Annotated in this window: 14 protein-coding genes and 2 tRNA genes; 12 read left to right on the top strand and 4 right to left on the bottom strand. The window is 48.1% G+C overall.

Annotated features, from left to right (window positions below; genetic code table 11):
• The first annotated feature begins 7 nt into the window (after positions 1-7).
• The 8 genes from mtnP to PPG34_RS15000 all read left to right on the top strand — a co-directional run bounded on the left by mtnP (position 8) and on the right by PPG34_RS15000 (position 6,002).
• A complete protein-coding gene (mtnP, locus tag PPG34_RS14965) occupies positions 8-898 on the top strand; it encodes an S-methyl-5'-thioadenosine phosphorylase (RefSeq protein WP_313834219.1) in 891 nt (296 codons plus the stop codon).
• 4 nt (positions 899-902) lie between these two features.
• The gene (locus PPG34_RS14970) at positions 903-1,817 is read left to right on the top strand and encodes a PfkB family carbohydrate kinase (RefSeq protein WP_313834220.1); all 915 of its coding nucleotides are present in this window, start codon (positions 903-905) and stop codon (positions 1,815-1,817) included.
• A gap of 148 nt (positions 1,818-1,965) precedes the next feature.
• On the top strand, positions 1,966-2,922 hold the full coding sequence (locus tag PPG34_RS14975; RefSeq protein ID WP_313834221.1) for a helix-turn-helix domain-containing protein: 957 nt from the start codon (positions 1,966-1,968) through the stop codon (positions 2,920-2,922).
• Positions 2,923-2,975: 53 nt separating this feature from the next.
• A complete protein-coding gene (locus PPG34_RS14980; protein ID WP_313834222.1) occupies positions 2,976-3,401 on the top strand; it encodes a cytidine deaminase in 426 nt (141 codons plus the stop codon).
• A gap of 184 nt (positions 3,402-3,585) precedes the next feature.
• Positions 3,586-4,044: a c-type cytochrome gene (locus tag PPG34_RS14985; protein ID WP_313834223.1), complete on the top strand. Its 459-nt coding sequence runs from the start codon at positions 3,586-3,588 to the stop codon at positions 4,042-4,044.
• A gap of 158 nt (positions 4,045-4,202) precedes the next feature.
• Entirely contained in the window at positions 4,203-4,634 is a 432-nt protein-coding gene (locus PPG34_RS14990; RefSeq protein ID WP_313834224.1) for a c-type cytochrome, read from the top strand.
• Positions 4,635-4,830: 196 nt separating this feature from the next.
• Complete coding sequence (locus PPG34_RS14995; RefSeq protein WP_313834225.1) at positions 4,831-5,037, top strand: hypothetical protein; 207 nt, start codon at positions 4,831-4,833, stop codon at positions 5,035-5,037.
• Positions 5,038-5,111: 74 nt separating this feature from the next.
• Positions 5,112-6,002: a HEAT repeat domain-containing protein gene (locus PPG34_RS15000; RefSeq protein WP_313834226.1), complete on the top strand. Its 891-nt coding sequence runs from the start codon at positions 5,112-5,114 to the stop codon at positions 6,000-6,002.
• A gap of 105 nt (positions 6,003-6,107) precedes the next feature.
• Here the strand turns inward: PPG34_RS15000 and PPG34_RS15005 are convergent, their stop codons facing one another.
• From PPG34_RS15005 to PPG34_RS15015, 3 genes are all read right to left on the bottom strand, one after another.
• Positions 6,108-6,548 carry a BRO1 domain-containing protein gene (locus PPG34_RS15005; RefSeq protein ID WP_313834227.1) on the bottom strand — a complete coding sequence of 147 codons (441 nt, stop codon included), beginning with the start codon at positions 6,546-6,548 and terminating at the stop codon, positions 6,108-6,110.
• A gap of 184 nt (positions 6,549-6,732) precedes the next feature.
• Positions 6,733-8,904: an alpha-glucan family phosphorylase gene (gene glgP / locus PPG34_RS15010; RefSeq protein ID WP_313834228.1), complete on the bottom strand. Its 2,172-nt coding sequence runs from the start codon at positions 8,902-8,904 to the stop codon at positions 6,733-6,735.
• Positions 8,905-8,986: 82 nt separating this feature from the next.
• Positions 8,987-9,832, bottom strand: a complete 846-nt coding sequence (locus PPG34_RS15015) for a hypothetical protein (protein ID WP_313834229.1) — start codon at positions 9,830-9,832, stop codon at positions 8,987-8,989.
• Positions 9,833-10,033: 201 nt separating this feature from the next.
• Between PPG34_RS15015 and PPG34_RS15020 the strand changes: the two genes are divergently transcribed.
• The 4 genes from PPG34_RS15020 to PPG34_RS15035 all read left to right on the top strand — a co-directional run bounded on the left by PPG34_RS15020 (position 10,034) and on the right by PPG34_RS15035 (position 13,445).
• Complete coding sequence (locus tag PPG34_RS15020; RefSeq protein ID WP_313834230.1) at positions 10,034-12,049, top strand: ATP-dependent helicase; 2,016 nt, start codon at positions 10,034-10,036, stop codon at positions 12,047-12,049.
• A gap of 6 nt (positions 12,050-12,055) precedes the next feature.
• Positions 12,056-12,952 (top strand): hypothetical protein, encoded by an 897-nt coding sequence (locus tag PPG34_RS15025; protein WP_313834231.1) that lies wholly within the window; start codon positions 12,056-12,058, stop codon positions 12,950-12,952.
• A 280-nt stretch (positions 12,953-13,232) separates the two neighbouring features.
• Positions 13,233-13,308, top strand: a tRNA-Arg gene (locus PPG34_RS15030).
• Positions 13,309-13,369: 61 nt separating this feature from the next.
• Positions 13,370-13,445: transfer RNA gene (locus PPG34_RS15035), tRNA-Lys, on the top strand.
• Positions 13,446-13,593: 148 nt separating this feature from the next.
• Here PPG34_RS15035 and PPG34_RS15040 read toward each other — a convergent pair.
• Positions 13,594-18,750 carry a hypothetical protein gene (locus PPG34_RS15040; protein WP_313834232.1) on the bottom strand — a complete coding sequence of 1,719 codons (5,157 nt, stop codon included), beginning with the start codon at positions 18,748-18,750 and terminating at the stop codon, positions 13,594-13,596.
• Positions 18,751-18,783: the final 33 nt, after the last annotated feature.

The following is an 18,783-nucleotide window of genomic DNA, read 5'->3' on the forward strand; positions in this document are numbered from 1 at the left end:
GGGGGATATGGCTGTAAAACCTCGAGCGGATATTGCCGTGATTGGCGGGAGTGGGTTGTATGAAATGGAAGGCCTGACTCGGGTGCGTGAAGTGCGAGTGGCTACACCGTTTGGCAAGCCTTCGGATGTTCTGGTAATTGGAACGTTGGCTGGTCAGCAGGTCGCCTTTTTATCGCGTCATGGCCGAAGGCATCGTATAAGCCCGTCCTTGATTAATTACCGGGCTAATATCTATGCCCTAAAATCTCTTGGAGTGAAAAGAATTTTTTCCGTAAGTGCAGTAGGCAGCATGAAGGAACATATTGAACCTGGGCATCTGGTGTTGCCGGATCAATTCATTGATCGAACGACTCAACGTGCGGGAACTTTTTTCGATCAGGGCCTCGTGGCCCATGTGGCGTTTTCCGAACCTATCTGTGGTGAGCTTGCGGGGATTGTTCACCGTGCCGCCCAAGAGGTGGGCGCGATCACCCATGCCGGTGGCACCTACGTGTGTATCGAAGGGCCGCAATTTTCGACAAAGGCGGAATCGAACCTATATCGACAATGGGGCGTGGATGTGATTGGCATGACCAATATTCCTGAGGCGAAGCTCGCCAGAGAAGCGGAGATGTGCTATGCCACTCTGGCCTTGGCAACAGATTATGATTGTTGGCATGAAACCGAAGAGTCGGTCACGGTGGAAGCCATTTTAAGCATCATGCATGCCAATGTGGTCCAAGCCAAAAAAGTTATTTTGAAAGCCCTCCAGTATACCGGCAACCCACGAACATGTTTCTGTGGAATCGCATTGCAGCAGGCAATTGTGACTGCGCCGGAAGCCATTTCAGCGTCAGACAGGCGGCGCTATCAATTATTTTTACCACCTCAACTGAAGAAGAAACCTAAAAGGAGTTGATGACATGGGAAAATTGTTAGTGGTGGGGTCCGTGGCCTTTGATACGGTCAAGACTCCGTTTGGTGAAGTCGAGGATGTCTTGGGAGGATCGGCCACGTATTTCTCAACGGCTGCCAGTTTCTTTACGGAGGTCGATTTGATTGCGGTCGTTGGGGAAGACTTTCCAGAACAGCATATTGAATTTTTAAAGGGGCGGGGCATTGATATCTCCGGACTTGAACGTCGAAGCGGAAAGACATTTCGATGGAAAGGTGAATATTCCTACCAACTCAATGAAGCGCAGACCCTGGATACTCAACTCAATGTGCTTGAAACATTTCGTCCTAAAATTCCCGATCATTATCGGAACCCGGATTTGTTGTTCTTGGGGAATATCGACCCCGAACTGCAACTCGATGTCTTAAATCAAGTCAAGCGTCCAAAGCTCGTGGCCTGCGATACCATGAATTTTTGGATCGGCGGGAAGCGTGAGGCATTATGGAAAGTGCTGGAAAAGGTCGATGTGTTGGTCATCAATGATGGGGAAGCCCGAGAACTCGGGCAAGATTCAAATTTAGTCAAGGTTGCGCAGGAGACGCTTGCCCGCGGGCCGAAACATTTGATCATCAAGCGGGGCGAATATGGCGTCCTGATGTTTAACGAGAAACATACCTTTGGGGCCCCAGCCTTCCCATTAGAAATGGTGAAAGATCCTACTGGCGCCGGGGACACGTTTGCCGGAGGGTTTATGGGACATCTGGCCGCCACCGGAGATTTCTCGGATGCGGGATTGCGGCGGGCGATTGTCTTTGGGTCTGTCATGGCGTCCTTTAATGTCGAAGCCTTTAGTCTTGACCGTTTGCGCGACCTAGACTATAAGGAGGTAGAAACCCGCTTTCGAGAGTTTAAACGACTCACGCATTTCGAGGACCTGTCATAAGAATGGCCCTGGGTTTGGGCTTCTTCTCATACATTTACATCACACGGAATTGGTTATGATGATCAAGAGAGGTGAAACCTGCATGCGCGATCCTCAGGGTTTTCTCTTAATGCCGTCTTCGTGTGGTCAAGATCGTCGAGGCTGACCTATGGATTCATTGGGAACATTTTTTCGAGAAGCGCGGGAAGCTCAAGGCTTATCCCTGCAGGATGTGGGTGCCTCGACCAGAATCCAGGAATTTTATTTAAACGCGTTGGAAGAAGAACAATTTGACTCCCTTCCTCAGAAAGTCTTTACCAAAGGGTTTGTCCGGACCTATGCGAAAACTCTAGGGTTGGATGAAGAAGAAGCTGTACGGCGATTTACAATCTCCGCCGGATCGTATTACCAAAAGGAAGAGGAAGAACAGCAGCAAGTCATCCAACGGGAAGAAGAGAATCGGAAAGGCAAGGCCAATAGAAATGCAGTGATCATTCTTACAGGGGTGGTACTTATTGGATTGATTTTTATATTGCCTAGAGAACAGTCGTCCCCCCCGCCTCGGCCATCTAGTGCTCCGCCAAAGGTATCTCAAGAGTCCCCGACGAAATCCAACATGCCCTCTGTGGGTGTTGGAGAGGAGGCAACGGTTACTTCGGAAACTAGTCAGGAAATCGAAGGCGGGACATCAGTGACTGCAGTGTCTCCACCGATGAACCAAAAACCATCCTCTCCCTCTCCCAAGAAACCGCCCGAATCCTCTACGCCTGCGACGTCACAAGCCCCTGACGCAGGACAAGCTGTGCAAGAAACACCTAATGGCCAACCTGCTGCTCCTGTGAAGGTGATGAGTGCTCCGTTCGAGCCTGGTCAGGGTGAACAGGATGGGCCTCTCATGTTGGAGTTGGAAGCCTTGGAAATTACATGGGTCGTGGTTCGTTCTGATGACCGAGAGCCACATGAGGCTTTGTTGCAACCGGGCGAGCGTGCCCTTTGGCGGGCACATGAGCGATTTTTTTTGACGCTAGGGAATGCGGGTGGCGTGAAAGTGAAACTCAATGGAATACCCAAAGGGCCCTTCGGGAAGCATGGATCAGTGATACGTGACCTTGAAATCAAACCTTAAGTGAAATTATCTCCTCCCATTCATCTCTCGACTTTATAAATCACCATCTTCCCATGTCAGAAAATTTTTTGGACATTCCCCCCTTAATTAAAGCGGCTGAGGCAGCATTTCAACATGCGGTCGCTCCTTCATCAGGCTTTCGAGTTGGCGCAGCATTACAAACACAAGAAGGGCCATTGTTTACGGGATGTAACATCGAAAGCCCAGTGTATCTTGGTATTTGCGCAGAACGCGTGGCGTTATTTAAAGCCTTGTCTGAGGGATATCGAAAATTTTTGGCCTTGGCCATTGTCTGTGAAGAAGGCGTACCCTGTCCGCCCTGTGGCACCTGCCGGCAACTCCTTTGGGAATTCTCTCCAGGTTTGCACATTGTGCTTGACAACAAGTTTGGCGAAACACAAATACGTATAATTGAGCACTTGTTGCCTGATGTATTCGAACGTGGAGGAAGAAAGCCATTTAAAAACAAAGAGTTGTAGTGAAATTAGGTTGGAGTTCCTTTCTTGACATTTTTAAAAAGTCGTTGATATATTCGACGGGTTTTCTCCCTTTTATAAAGAGAAAATTTGGAATAATTGATAATGAAAAGGTGTGCTTTCTGTGGCCTTAGCAAGTCGCAATGATTGCTCTTTGTTCACGGTCTTATAATCAAAGGAGGATTGCATGAAGAAGTTTTTAATGGTGTGTAGTTTGTTAACCGCTGTTGCCTTTGCGGGTAGCGGTGTGGCGTTTGCCGGTCCTGAAAAAGATCCAATGAAGCCCCGCGTGCCAAAATCTGACCGAGGCACGGCAAAAAAGATGAAGTCTCCATTTGGTAAATTGGAAGATGCTCCTGCGGATATTGTTGCTGAAGGCAAAAAGATTTTCGAAGGCAAGGGTACCTGTGTGAATTGCCATGGAAAAGATGGTGATGGGCAAGGTCCTGCTGGTAAAGTGCTAAATCCAGGTCCTCGCGATTTCACGAACTGCAAATTCCACAAGAGACGGAAAGATGGTGAATTGTTCTGGATCGTGAAGAATGGCAGTCCTGGTACTGGTATGGTGTCCATGATTCCAGCCACGATTACTGAAGAAGACGGTTGGAAGGTTCTTGCGTACGAGCGGAGCTTCTGTAAGAAATAAGTGTGTGTCCACATGTTTCCTCCTTGGAAACGTGAAGTCGTTATAGCCCCGTTTAGGCCAAGCCTAAACGGGGCTTTTTACTCTGCGTGGTTTGAAAAGAGGCCATACGGACAGTGAGAAAAAAAATCTATAAGAATTCTGTCCGAGTTTTGGGATTCATGATGGTCTTTTCCTTTATATGGACACCTCTGCTCGCGCAGGAATTCGAGCCACTGCGACCAAGAGTTCCGGTTGAGGAACGGTCCATGGCGAGAAAAATGCTCCCTCCCTTTGGTTCTACAAAGAGAGCAACTCCCAGCATCATTGCTGAGGGGAAAGCTCTGTACGAAGGAAAAGGGACGTGCATTAGTTGTCATGGCGAGTCTGGATTGGGAGATGGCGAAGTTGGGCGATCACTCAATCCCAGCCCTCGTAACTTTACGAACTGCCGATTTCATGCGCGTCGGCGAGATGGGGAATTATTCTGGATTTTGAAAAATGGGAGTCCCGGAACAGGTATGGTTCCAATGATTCCCGTTACGATCACGGAAGAGGAAGCCTGGAAAATTCTTGCCTATGAGCGAAGCTTTTGTCGAGACTGGCAACGCTAGTTAAGGGCGTGGGGGGCTTAGATTCCCCCAAATAAAATTCGGGGATTGCTTCGGGTTCTCCAGATACCATGTTCCTGTCAATTCTTTCCCATACACCTTTTAATAAAGTTGACACCCTGGAATGGCGTTGACTAGACTCCTGAAGTAGAGGAAATTGTGTATCCCAGGATGGGGCATCATATCTGAGGAGAGATTCATGGGTAAAAAACGAACGATGGAAGAAGATTTAGGAGTCCTAAAGAAAAAAGTTGCGGAAGGGCGAGGGAAAAGTCAAAACCCAGAAGGCAATGACTCATTGCGGTCGCTGCGCAAACATCTCAAGCGTACGCAACGAAAAGTTCGATCTCGGGCGGCTCGTATTGCACAGGCTGCCGGGAAAAAGAAAGCGGCCGCGGCTTCTTAAGTCAGTGGAGTGATGCGTTCAAGCTGAGGGGCTATGTGCCCTGCTCAGAAGTATAGGGAAAGGGGAGTTGTGTTATGAGTGAAGATCTCAAATCTTCTGCCGAAGAACCAGAAGCCGAAAACTCTGAATCTCTAGGAGCAGAAGAATCAGAGCAGGTGGTCACCGATGACATGGTCGATGAAGTTTCCAGTTCTCTCCTGGATGAGGAAGCGGTGGCATTAGCGGATTCCGAGACCGCAGAAGGTGCATCGGAAGAGGATGAGGAATTTGAGCTCGAAGAAGAAAAAGTTAAAGATGAGATCGATATCCAGATCGATCTTCTGCATGATTCCGATTGGGTCGTGCGTCGCGAAGCGGTCATCACCTTGGGTGAGATGGCCGATGAACGTTGTGTTGAGCCGCTCGTTCGGGCTTTGCGAGATGGAGATTGGCAGGTGCGGGAAGCCGCAGTGGAAGCAGTCGCCGAAGTTGGCCCCCCAGCCGTGGACATGCTGATTCAGTATGTCCGTGATTGGGAATCTCGGAAATATGTGCTTCGGGCGTTAGGGAAAATCAATGACGAACGAGTGCTTGATCCTCTCATTTCCTATTTGAAAAGCGATGAATTTAAAGATGACGCCACTCGAGCGCTCGTTGAACTCGGCAAACCCGCCGTCCCAAAGTTGATTGAAGCGCTCAGCAGCCAAGATGATTTTGTCAAAAAACAAGCCATTTTGGCGTTAGGCGATATACAAGATCCTCAGGCGGTCGATCCCCTCATTGCCGTGCTAACAGACACGGATTGGTTAGTCCGATTGACTGCGGCTTCTTCCTTGGAAAAAATCGGAGATCTGCGAGGGCGTGCGGCGATTAAACCATTGATGAAAGATCCCGACATGGTCGTCCGTATGCGGGTGGAACGCATTCTAGCAGCCTGGAAACAAAATCAACCCAAAGGTAAGGAGCACGAGCCGGCAAACGCGTAAAAAAGAAACGTTATTCGTGATCGGGAAGGCGTAATGAGTGGATGTAGTTTTCGAAGTTACGACACTGTTTTATTTTAGCTTGTTGTTTAAAATTCCTACCTTGTTTCACTCTTTTGAAATCAGCGCGTCCAAATCTTTTTGCGCTTCGTCAATTTTCTCCTGAGACACGTTCTGGCCGGAAGCTAACGTTTGTTTAATGGCGTTGAGTTTGTCCACGAGCCCGTCGATGACCACCTGGGAAGTTTTCTTTCCCTGGATTTCCACAGCATTTTTCAAATGGGAGAGAGATTCTCCTAAGGCCTTTGCCGCTTCACCATATTCCCCATCCAAAATTTCTGCTTTTCCATCGAGGAGTCGAGATTTTGCCTCAAGAAACTCTTGTTTAAGACCAAGTCTTCCTTCCTCTAGACCGACTGTTTTATCGACGACATTTTCCGACAGGGTTCGTATGGTTCGCTTGACCTCTTCAGGCGGTTGTTGGCCAATGTAATAACCTGCCCAAAATATTCCCCCTAGCAGAAAGACGATTCCGATGAATTTAATCATGTGGTCTCCCAATCCTCTTCGGGTGTTATAACAATTCCAGAGAATTTTGCCTAGCAAGAGAGTAAAGGCTGGTCTAATGAGAAAGTGATAATGGGTGGTTCGAAACAGAACAAAAAAAAGACCAGCAAAGCTGGCCTTTTTCTCACGACAGAGTCGAGGAATGAGGTCTTTTCAATGGTGTTGGTTAGCGTACCCTTTCCAATGAAGGTTCGGCATGTGTTCGGGTATGATCCACAATATAAAATTGTTGGACATAATCTTTCAGCATGCGTCGGGCACTGAATCGTGGAGCATTAGTCCGAATAGCATTTTTCACAATCTTCACCCATCCGTGCGGAATGCCGTCCTGGTCCCGTTGATAGTACAAAGGAATCACTTCTTTTTCGAGAAGGTGCAAGAGGGATTCGGCATCGTGCTGATCCTGGGCGGTTTCTTCCAATCCCTCGGTGGCCTGTGGAAAGGCCCATCCATTGGAACCGTCATAGCCTTCCTTCCACCACCCGTCGAGGACACTTAAATTCGGGACCCCGTTGAGGGCGGCTTTTTGTCCACTGGTACCACTGGCTTCGAGTGGTGGACGGGGATTATTCAACCACACATCCACACCTTGTACCAAAAACTTAGCCACATGCATGTCGTAATCTTCGAGGAAGGTGATATGCCCGCCGAACCCATGTTGTTTGGCAAATTGATACACTTCATGGATGAGTTCTTGCCCTGGCTTGTCGGCTGGATGAGCTTTCCCTGCAAAGATAAATTGGACGGGTTGCCAAGGGTTTTGCAAAAGGGCTTTGAGGCGATCAGGATAATAAAAAAGAAGGTTAGCCCGTTTATAGGTCGCAAATCGTCGTCCAAAACCAATGGTGAGGGCGTAGGGATTGAGTAGCGCGCCTCCCGCAAGGACTTGTTGCGCTTCTAATCGGCCATGAGTCCATCCATGTTGGATTCGTTGTCGAATAAAGCCTAGCAATTTCCGTTTCAAAAATTTTCGGACTTCCCACAATTCGTGATCAGGAATATCCAGGACGCGATGCCAGAGGGCGGACTCATCGGATTGATCCTGCCAATTGGGCCCTAAATATTTTGAGTAGAGGTGGCTCATTTCCGGAGCAATCCATGTAGGGACGTGGACGCCGTTGGTAACAAAATGAATTGGCACTTGGGCTTCCTGACGATCGGGCCACATGCTCTGCCACATGGACCGCGACACGCGCCCATGTTCTTCGCTCACGCCGTTCACGCTTTCAGATAACCGGATGGCAAGTGCGGTCATATGGAATTGGCCAGGATGTTCTTGCGGATGTTGGCCCAATGCGAAAAATTCCTCACGGCTCAATCCCATGTCCGTCCAATAGGAAGAAAAGTGTTGATTGATGAGGTCTTCAGAAAAGACATCGTGTCCGGCAGGAACAGGAGTGTGGGTCGTAAATAAGGAACTGGCGCGAATCTGTGATATGGCGTCCGAGTAGGATACTCCTTGCTGGAGTAACTCACGCATGCGTTCCAGATTGAGAAAGGCCGCATGCCCTTCATTGGCATGCCACATGCGCGGCTGAATTCCCAGCGACCGGAGTGCGCGAACACCGCCAATGCCCAGCAGTACTTCCTGGCATAACCGGGTTCGTTGGTCGCCACCGTACAGGCGAGCCGAAAGCGTTCGATCGTCTGGTTGATTGTCTTCCACATCCGTATCCAATAAATAAAGCAGGATCCGACCGACTTGAATAAACCAAATCAAGCAATGAACCGGGCGATTTCCCAATTGGACGGTGATTTGGCATTGCTTCCCTGTCGGAAGCATCGCCGGTTGAATGGCCGAAGAGGTTCGATCAAACCGTTCATTGACGGCCTGTTGCCATCCATCCGGCCCAATCACTTGTCGGAAATAAGCTTGAGAATACATGAAACTGACGCCCACTAGGGGAATGCCTAAATCACTGGCTTCTTTCAAATGATCTCCGGCCAATACACCAAGACCTCCACTATAAATAGGGATAGAATTATGCAACCCGAATTCTGCGGAAAAATAGCCAATGGACGCTTTCGCTACCTGAGGGAAATTCGTCCCAAACCAATGGTCGGTTTTCGTCATATAGTCATCATAGGCTTTGACTGCCGCTTGGTATTGTCGGGTAAAGATAATGTCTTGGGATAGGCTGGCGAGGCGTTCAGGTTTGACTTCTTGAAGCAGTTTCACCGGATTGTGGTGCGTTTGTCGCCATACGGTTTGATCAAGATTCTCAAAGACTTGGCGTACAACCGGCGTCCAACTCCACCAGACGTTCATGGAAAGTTCATGTAATCTGGGAAATGGTGAATTATGGTTGGTTGAGTCTTGTTGTGCCGAATTGTGCATAGGTAATCTCCGGTTCCAAAGTGGTTCGGTACAAGAAGTTCGGTACAATCCCAGGGAGACTTAAGGTGGGAAAGAGAGCCGATCAGGCATGGCCGGTCGGTTGGGTAGATTCTTGGGAAAGCCTAGAGGAGAGTATGGCAAATCGGTCGCCAAGGATCTGTGAGACCCGGTTCAAATGGGTGGTGAGTTCTTTAAGTTGGTCAGGGTGTAGATCACGTCGAAATTGGGGAAAAAATCCCCAGCGGGTTTCGAATTCTTCCCCGGATATACTCGAGACCACGCTAATAAGTTTAATCGCTTGAGGACCAGCTTCTTTGGGTTCTGATGGGACGGGCTCTGCAGCCGGTTCTGCCGGAGAAGACGAGGAAGCCGCAAGATCCGCCTCGTTCTTGCCTTCAAACAGGGCCTGCATGGCCGGAATAATAGCACTGGTGCATAGGGTGGAAGCGGAAATAATCGCCTGGTTGTTGCTCGCGCCCGCCCGTCCGGCGACCCGTTCGGCCGCATGCTGGAAAAAGGCATTCCGTTCCTTGGTGTCTTCCGAGAACACGAACTTGTGCTTCTCGTAGATCGTTCGACTTTCTCCCACGGCTTGGCCGATGGATAAAATCACTTCTTGGTCGTCAATTTCAGAGGAACTCATGGAGGGGGCCAGTAAGTTCGTGAGGCGATCGCTGACCTGATCCTCAAGGCTGTTCATGAACTCAGGTTGTTGTTGAATGGGGATGTAAAAGGCCGAAATCCGGTCGGCAAGGTTAAACATCACCTTGATGAATTCCAGATAAATTTCCCATTCTTGCTCGCGCGTAAATTTTGTGGAAACGGCTTGATCACTCCGTTTGATGAGAGTAACCGATTCACGGGCGACGCTAAGCATGGTATTAGCGAGGTCCTCAAGAATTTTTCCGTATTCGTTCTTAATGTCCATCAGTCAATCGTCCCGAATGAGTAAACATCATTATAAACAAATGCGGAAAAGGCTTCGCAAGTTCGCAGAAGGAGATTGGCGAAAACACTGATGAATCCGGGTCGGTCGTTGCGCGCCCCTAGTCTGTTTGCTATACACGGCGAGGTTATGGGAAGGTAGATCCTTCTCAATGTACCTTCCGAATTTTTCAAATTTTCTCTCATGGATACCCTGAAGCCTGATCCCAAAGTCTACGTGCTCAAACGGTCGAGTGCCGACACACCGATTCGCCCCCTCTCCCGAGACTATGCCCAGGAATTGAATCCCCAACAACTCGCTGCCGTGGAGGTGGTCAACGGGCCGTCGTTGGTGATTGCCGGGGCGGGAAGTGGAAAGACCCGCGTGTTGGTCTATCGCGTCGCTCGGTTGATTGACATGGGCGTGGATCCGTCCTCGATTCTCCTGCTGACCTTTACCCGAAAAGCCGCACAAGAAATGTTGGGGCGCGTGGGCATGCTCATCGGTCCGCAAAGTGATCGCGTCATGGGCGGGACCTTTCACTCCGTGGCCAATATCCTTCTCCGGCGGTTTGGCCGGACGATTGGATTGGAACCGGGATTCACCATTTTGGATCGTGGAGATTCCGAAGACCTGGTGGGTCTGGTGCGTGGGCAAATTGGCCTGGTGGAAACCAACAAACGCTTTCCACGAAAACGAACCATTGTCGATATGTTCAGCAAATGTTCGAATACCCTCCAACCCTTGGATAATGTTCTGCTCAATGAATATAGCCACTTTGGCGACTTTCTCGACAATCTCACGAAACTGCAAGAGGGGTATAATTCGACCAAGCGTCAACGGCAGTTAGTCGATTACGACGACCTGTTGCTTCGTCTTCGGGAATTGCTCATCGCAGATGAATCCGCCAGACGAATGATTTCCGAAACCTATCGCTACATTTTGGTAGATGAGTATCAAGACACCAACCGGTTGCAAGCCGAGGTTGTCCGAAACCTCGCCGCTACCCATGACAACGTGATGGTGGTCGGCGATGACTCGCAATCCATCTATGCGTTCCGGGGGGCCACGTTCCGGAATATCATGGAATTTCCCACGCTGTTTCCCGGTACCCAGATCTTCAAACTCGAAGAAAATTATCGTAGCACGCAGTCGGTCCTGGGGTTGGCCAATGCCGTCATCGAAGGAGCCACGGAAAAATACAGTAAAACCCTGTTCACGAACAAAGAGGGGGGCGAGCGGCCAGCCTTGGTGCAGGCCATGGGGGAAAACCCGCAATCCCGGTTCGTGGCGCAAAAGATTCTGGAGTTGCGGGAAGAAGGGGTACCGCTGAGTGACATGGCCGTGCTGTTTCGGTCGAGCTTTCATGCGTTTGATTTGGAAGTGGAACTAACCAAGCGGGATGTGCCGTTTATTAAACGAGGCGGGTTCAAGTTTATCGAAACCGCGCATGTCAAAGACTTACTCGCCCATCTGCGAGTCATTCACAATCCGCTAGACAGCGTGAGTTGGAATCGCTTACTCCTGTTAATCGAAGGCGTGGGACCGAAAAAAGCCAAGGATTTGGTGGCTCAATTGGTGGCCACGGACACGCCCAGTGCCGTATTGCGGGAAGGGTCGGGACGATCGGCCTTTGGCTTGCGCAATTTAGCGGCAGCGTTGGATGCCGTAGGCCATGCTGATGACGGGTCCCCGCCGGATCAAATCAACCAAGTGCTGGAATATTATTTCCCGATTTTGAAAGATCAGTACGACGACTATCCCAAGCGCATCCGGGATTTAGAACATTTGCAGGGGATGGCGGAGCGTTATCACAGCCTAGAAGAGTTTTTGGCGGACCTCACACTGGAGCCACCGGATGAAAGCGTCTTGGATGTGGACGCCCCCGATCGGGATGATGAACGGCTGGTATTATCCACGATTCATTCCGCCAAGGGGCTGGAATGGCGAAGCGTGTTTGTCATTTGGCTGGTGGATGGACGGTTTCCCTCCTCTTATTCATTTACCAGCGATGAAGAATTGGAGGAAGAACGTCGGCTGCTGTATGTGGCGGTGACTCGGGCCAAACAACATCTCTACCTCACCTTTCCGGTCAACGTGTATGATAAAGCGACAGGGTCGATCCTGTCCAAGCCCTCGAGGTTTTTGGATGACGTGTCTACGGATCTCGTGGATGCCTGGAGTGTGGTCGATGAAGGCGAGCCATATCACTGGGGGTAACAGAACGTGATGCAGGGAACATTGAAATGGGTCTTGGGAATTCTCTTGCTGGGCCTGATGTTGGGCATGGCGCGGTTTGCGCAAAGCGCGGAACCCCCCCATGTGGCGTCCGAGGTGTGGTCGAATTTAATCAAAGAAGCCGAAGGGCTGGGCCTTCCTACCCAATTTCTTAAAGAAATCGAACCAAATTTTGTGACCGTCGTCTTCGAAGACCTTCGCACCTATGCCGCGGAGTATCATCCCGAAGATCACCGGATGATCCTCAACATGCGGCTGTCCTTCAATAGCGCGGGCGGGGTGCTGAAATCGCTGGATGGCATGACGCATCACGATGTCAGCCTGCTGTATCACGAACTGTTGCATGCGTATTTGGATTACCTGTTCAATGGTCCGGGGCCTGCGGGGTTAAGTGCCAATGCCAATCGGGTGTTGAATTTTGCCAATGAACAGTTGCGGTGCCATTATCGATTCGTGCGGATCAATCCCGTGCGGCAACGACGAGACGCCACGGAAATGCGGTTTTTGTCGAAAGAAGATGCCTGGGAAGTGCTCAACGAAACCTGGGCCGTGTTCGTAGGATGGCAGATCTGGACGAAATTGGAACAACATCGCGATGTCGCCGGGATGGGGATGTGGACAGACCCGTTAATGGAAGATTGGGCCACGCGCCTGGCCGCAGCGAATAAAAGTGGCGAGTTGCTCGGGTATTACGAGCCCGATGATCCCGAGGAACGAGCCGTGGCCCGCAAACGCTTCATTGCCCCATCCCATGGGCTCAAGTCCGAAGGCGCCAAGCTCTTACTCGAAGTCGTGCTGGAAGAACCGAAAAATGTAGTGTACGAAGGCGGCTTCGTCATCAAAGAAACGCAGGATACATCCCAAGAGAAACTCCCGTGTGATTAATAATCCCTATCCTGAGTTTCTCATTTTTTCTTTTTAGCAAAGGGGGAAAAGGGGGATTTGAATAACCGGCAATATGAAAATGTTCATGGTAAATCGGGGAACTTCCTAATCCCCCTCCTTTGTAAGGAGGGCCAAGGGGAGGTAGAATCTTTCCGTATTTTTGGAAAGATTCTCCAACTTTCTCGATGGGACCATCAGAACCTAGACAACGGCAATCCAAAGATGCTAGCGTCGAGCCAGGCGTTTGGCGGTTGAAAAACAGCGAATGATGTGAGAGAACGCGCCTGTAGCTCAGTGGATAGAGCACTGGCCTCCGGAGCCAGGTGCCGCAGGTTCAAATCCTGCCAGGCGCACCATAAATGAATTGACGAAATACGAGATACGCTTCACGAAATACCATCAGTTTCCACTTTGGGTGGGTCGTTAGCTCAGTTGGTAGAGCAGCTGACTCTTAATCAGCGGGCCACAGGTTCGACCCCTGTACGACCCACCACCTTTTCAAGCACTTACGCGCCTCACCCCGGAATCCCTCCCGGGAAAAACCTGTTTTAGATCTGTTTCTGGGAATTGGACGGTAACTTTCGTAAGGTAGGATCCACAAAAAAGTAATATAAATTTTTTTGTTTTAGCTATAAAACTTACTAAGTTTTGCGTAAGAATTGATCATATAACTCCATTGCGACCGGATCCTGTCGGTTTGCGAGATCCTGCAAAAGTCTTTTGAAACTTGAAAAAGCCACGTTGTCACCCCGAAGAGCCGTTTCGTTCGTTTGCACAACATAACTCAAAAGGGAAGAGATTGAGTCTTGCATGTCACGTTCTGTCCAAAATGAAGTGTAAGATTGTTCTCGTGCATTATCCAACCAAAACAATCCTTTCAATAGGAGAGGTTTAGCCGCCGGACGGAGAAGAAATGAACTAAGGTAGATAATGCACCCCGGACGTTCTTTAAAAGCGGAAGCCCAACGTTCGAAATCGGGAAGCATGGCCATAGCAATATCTTCACGATCCTCAGTCCAACAATAGCTCACCCCTCGAAGACCCATAAGCCAAGACCATAATTCCTCGAGACGATACCAACGCCCGCCTTTTTTGAAATCCCAATGGGGAGAGGAAAACGTATAGTCTATCATTTGGCGCCATCTCGAAATGAATGTTTCTCTTTGGGATATCGAGTCAAAATTTAATCCAATTAAAAACCATTGTCTCAGAAAATCCTCCACCCAGTAATGACCAGGTGCACCTAGATCCAAAATCCGTTGCCAGAATGAGTCAGGTTTTCCATCGTCGTTCATTTCAAGAATAAGACAGGCAACTTTACTAATTACCCAATTATCCCATTCACTTGGAGTGCCTTTAATTTCACCGTCTTCTTCTAAACCGGTGCCAAGTCGCTCAATCGTGAAATCTAATACTTCACTCCAGAAACTAATCCATTCTTGTCGCTCAGCCGTATCGAGATTCTTGAGAGATGGTGCCCACTCATAGCTAGCCTTCACTATTCCCAAGTCAAAGCCTGGCCTTTTCTTTACTTGTCTTGGCTGACCTTGGGCAGCAGTTTGGTTCACCTCTTCAGTGTCAACTTCTTCGTATTCTAAGTCCTCCCAAGGGGGGATTTCTGCTGGTATCGTACCAGTTATAAAATCTCCAATTTCTTTATCAAGCCAGGCATCAATGTTAAAAGCTTCCTTTTTCCTGAATTTATTTTGATACTTAGTCCGAAGATGCTTAAGATGGGCACTAGCCCACCTTAACGTGAAATGCTGGAGGCGGGAGAAATCTTCACCAAGAACATGTCGAAAGTTCGAAGTAGAGGCAAAGAGGTTTCTGACCGTTCCATAATGAGGTGAAGTTGCTAACAAAGCCATCCCCCTCCGAAGTTGCTCTGAAAATAAATTTTCAGACCAGAGGCAGGGAAGAGCTTGAGCGGCAAACCCGTCCCACTGCCAATCGACACTCATAATCTCCGAATCATAAGAGCTCGGCTTTGGGGGATTTTGGATAGTTTTCAAGATTTGTTCAACACACCAAGCTTCTTTATTCGGGTCCTGTTTGATCCATTGCCCGTGCAAGATTATGAGAACGGCGGCCCCACCACACAAAGCATGAGTTTGTGTATGCAGAGAATCCTCATCTTCAGAGTTAGGAATTCCCTGGATGCGTTGTAACGAAGCCCAAAAAGTATCGAGCTGCTCGGGTGGTATTCCGACTCCTTCCTCAAGGAGTTGTTTGCACTGCCAAGGAAACCCAAGAATGAGGGCCCTGTCTTGTGTGTATTGTTGGATCTGGTCACTTCGTTCTTGAAGCGCTGGTGGAGGGATAAAGACCCACACTTTACGACCATCATCAGTATCTTCCAGCCTGTAGTTCTCAATCGTGTATTGGGCGATGAGTTTTTCCAAGAATTCCTTTAGTTCATCTGCATGAGTTGCACGTTCTTGCCACTTAATTTTAGCTTGATCAAATATTGGTCTGAGCTCCTTGTTATTTAGGAATAGATGTTGGGACCATACCTGAAATCCAGGCATTCGATGAGGTAAGGAGTGCCACTCTTCCGCCATTGTGCGAAATGGTTCCTGTTCCCAGCCGATTAACAATTCATCGTGTGAGACAGTATTGTAGTGAGTCTCCCAAAGTAGAAACTCCGGGATTTCTAGAAAAGGACTTAATAATTTTTTAAACAAGCTAGGTTCCCGACAGGCGACTCCAATAAGTAACCCAGCAAATGCAACGGAATCCGCTTCTTGGATTAAAAGTTTAATAGTAGTCTCAACGGATCTTTTTTGTTCTATTTCATCGTAGAGCCACTTTTCTAGTGCCATCAAGGCGACTGTGACTGGATGAGGGCAGAAACCATTATTTCGGTACCAATAGTAAACACGTCCGTTTCCCCTCCATTTTTTACTGCCTGATTCAGAACAGATCTCTACATAGGGCATAGCCATATCATTGTCCTTGTGGAGTTCTTCCCACCGATCGGTTGCAAACTGCACAAGACGAAGAATTAATTCCAGCCCTTCTCGAGCGTTTGTCCTAATGAACTGCAGAAAGGGGCCCCTGAAATATAGTGGAGGAAACCATTCGTGCCGGTGTTCAAGGCAAAGGTCTTGCCGATGCAAACGATCATCCCCAAAGTAACGATCCGATGGCTCATCTATAAGAACTGCCAATATTATTTCTCGGGCCAGAGCTGAATCCCATTGCATTAAAGGATAAAGAGCATCGGAATCGAGCACCAATTTTTGAAATTGGCTATCAACCCTGGTAAGAGGGCCTTCTGGCCATGGCTTTTGGCGTAAACTCCGAGGTTGAGCGCCTCTGAAAAAACGCCGGCCACATGCCAACAAAGCAAATTCTTTGACCCTATCAGGAAATTCGTTGTAACTTGCTAAAACTGCCCGACATGCAGTTCCACCGAGCTGACCTAAGCGTAAACGCATACGATGTTTTTCGCCTTCATCTACTAAATGGTCTGCAATTGTCAGGGAAAGCTCTGATACATTTCTTCTTAGATTCTCATCTGGGGATCCGTACCGTAACCAGACCTCTGCAACTTCGGCGACATTAGCAGATGCTAAACACGCCACATCTTCCTTATGGCTATGAAGAAATCGAAGCATTGCTGGCCAATAGGGCCAATAAGGGATTCTTCGAAATGAAGCTGATTCAGCTTGGCCGATAGTTCCTAGGGATCTAGCAATGGTCTGAAATACAGGATCTGGAAATGTTGCCGTATGTAAAAAACGTTTTAAGAGTCTATTTAAAAATAGACCTTGGTTTTCTTTCAAATCTGGCCATACTTTCTCGAGAAGCATTTGGGGGTAGGCACCGAATATCGTTGCCTCTAAAAAAAGGTCTTGCCCCAGAGTTGATGCGCCTCCCTCAGCTAAAAGCGAGTAAATAGTGGATCGCCATTCATTAAGGTCTTGGCTTTTCTCAAGTAAGTGAAGAGCATATAGGCGAATAGCCCTATGCCAAAGAGGGGATGCAAGTCTGTCTTCCAAATATGTCTTTAGATCTTGACCCTTGGCTATCAAAACTCGTTGTCTGGCCCAATCTCCATACAAATCATGTTGGAAAGAAATAAATTCTCCATTTCTTTTACAGATTCTGTTTTGGATAAGCTTATCCACAGAAACTTGCTCCGTAATGGGAAACGAATCAATTGGAACTTCCCAAAGCAAATCGTCACCAAGTTTTTCACCAAGTCCTTTGAGGAAACTTCCTCGGACTGTTCCCTGTTCGGTACCAGTTACCTCTGCGTCCCAGAACCAGTTTATTAAGTCTGACTCTCCAACCCATTTATCAATTTTAGGGGGATTATCTAGAGATATCTTGCTCGCAAAGAGGTCAAGAATCTTTGGCTTTAACAACAATCCATACAATGAGGGGTGAATAGATAGATGCCGAAGTGCGGGAAATGCCTTCCAGACGGGATCTAATTCTTTTAAATCTGGTTCTTTAATATCTAGAATCGCCCAATCGGTTGCCTCTATATTAGCCCGTTTTAATTCTGTCTGAATTCTATCCCATTCCTCTGGTTGACATGTAACTATCAGCTTCCAAGGGCTTACTGTTTTTTCAAAGTTGAAAGAAGAAAACAGCCTTTTTACGTTCTGAAAATGCGTCATTATCCGATCCAGACCATCGAGAACACAGAACGCCTCCTCATTTGGTATAGAATCAAGCAATACTCGAAAAGGGTGAGTCAGGTTTAATTTTTGCTCCCATGAGTACATCTCGGCGGTATCTAAAGTCCCGGCTTGTACCCAAAGGACTTTAGTGTTTTTGAGCTTCTCTTTAGCCAAAAACTTCGCTAAGACACTTTTCCCTGATCCGGATGGTCCAATGAAGATGACGATCTTTTTCTTTTGTAGGGCATGTTCTAGTGCAACAAACTCCTTCTTTCGTTGCAACTGAACGGAGTTTCCAATTTTGTCAGGAATTCCCTCCAAAATTTCTCTTGCATTTAAAGTAAGTCGATTCCAATCCCCTTCATAGCAGGGGAAGTCCCTTAATTCGAACTCTCTGCGAAGTTGGTGCGAAAGCTTTTCACGATCAAGGCAGCCTGCATTTGGCCTGATGCTGCGGGCAATAGTCTGAAGCTTTTCCCACAGCTTTAGAGCATCTTCTAAAGAACTATTCAGTATGGAGTCGCGACAACATTGGACTGCCTCTCGCTCGCTTTGCGAGGACTCTTGCTCGAAATCAAAAATTCTGATGCGAATACACTTGAGCAGTTCACCTGTTTGGTCTCGTGTTATGTTATGTTTTATGGCCAGTTGATCTGGGCAACAAAAACTATTAAACAGGTTTCGTTTTGTATTGGTACCTATCTTGGCTTGCAGGACGTGTTGAGAAAGGGTTGCAGAATCTTGATCTCTAGCCCATTGGAGTAATCTGCTCAACTCGCCATATACCCTTTGAGAAGGAGGACTTGTAATAATTCCAAGAATGTCATCATCTCGGTTAAATTCAGTGGTTCCTTCATGAAGGAATTGTTCCCAGGCACTTGAGACAAATTCTCTAGGAGCTCCATTGACAGTAAACTGGCTATTGCTCTTAATAGAAAAACCACAGAACCGCTTTTTTTCTGTATCTGTGAGAGTTAAAAGTAAATCATCCAGATACCATCCAATAGGACGAGTTTGGAAATCGATACGGTGAATGGTTCCAAGATTGGGATCCAGCGGAGGTTTATCTCTTAGGATGCAGGCCAGAAAATATGCCGTTACCTTATCTTCGAAATTAAAACCACCACCACCAGTTTGTTTAGGAGTCGCGTTTTTCTTTGGCATTATTTATTAACAATTTTTGTTAAATCTCATCAT

The organism is Candidatus Nitronereus thalassa (assembly GCF_032191465.1).
In the GTDB taxonomy this organism is placed as follows: domain Bacteria; phylum Nitrospirota; class Nitrospiria; order Nitrospirales; family UBA8639; genus Nitronereus; species Nitronereus thalassa.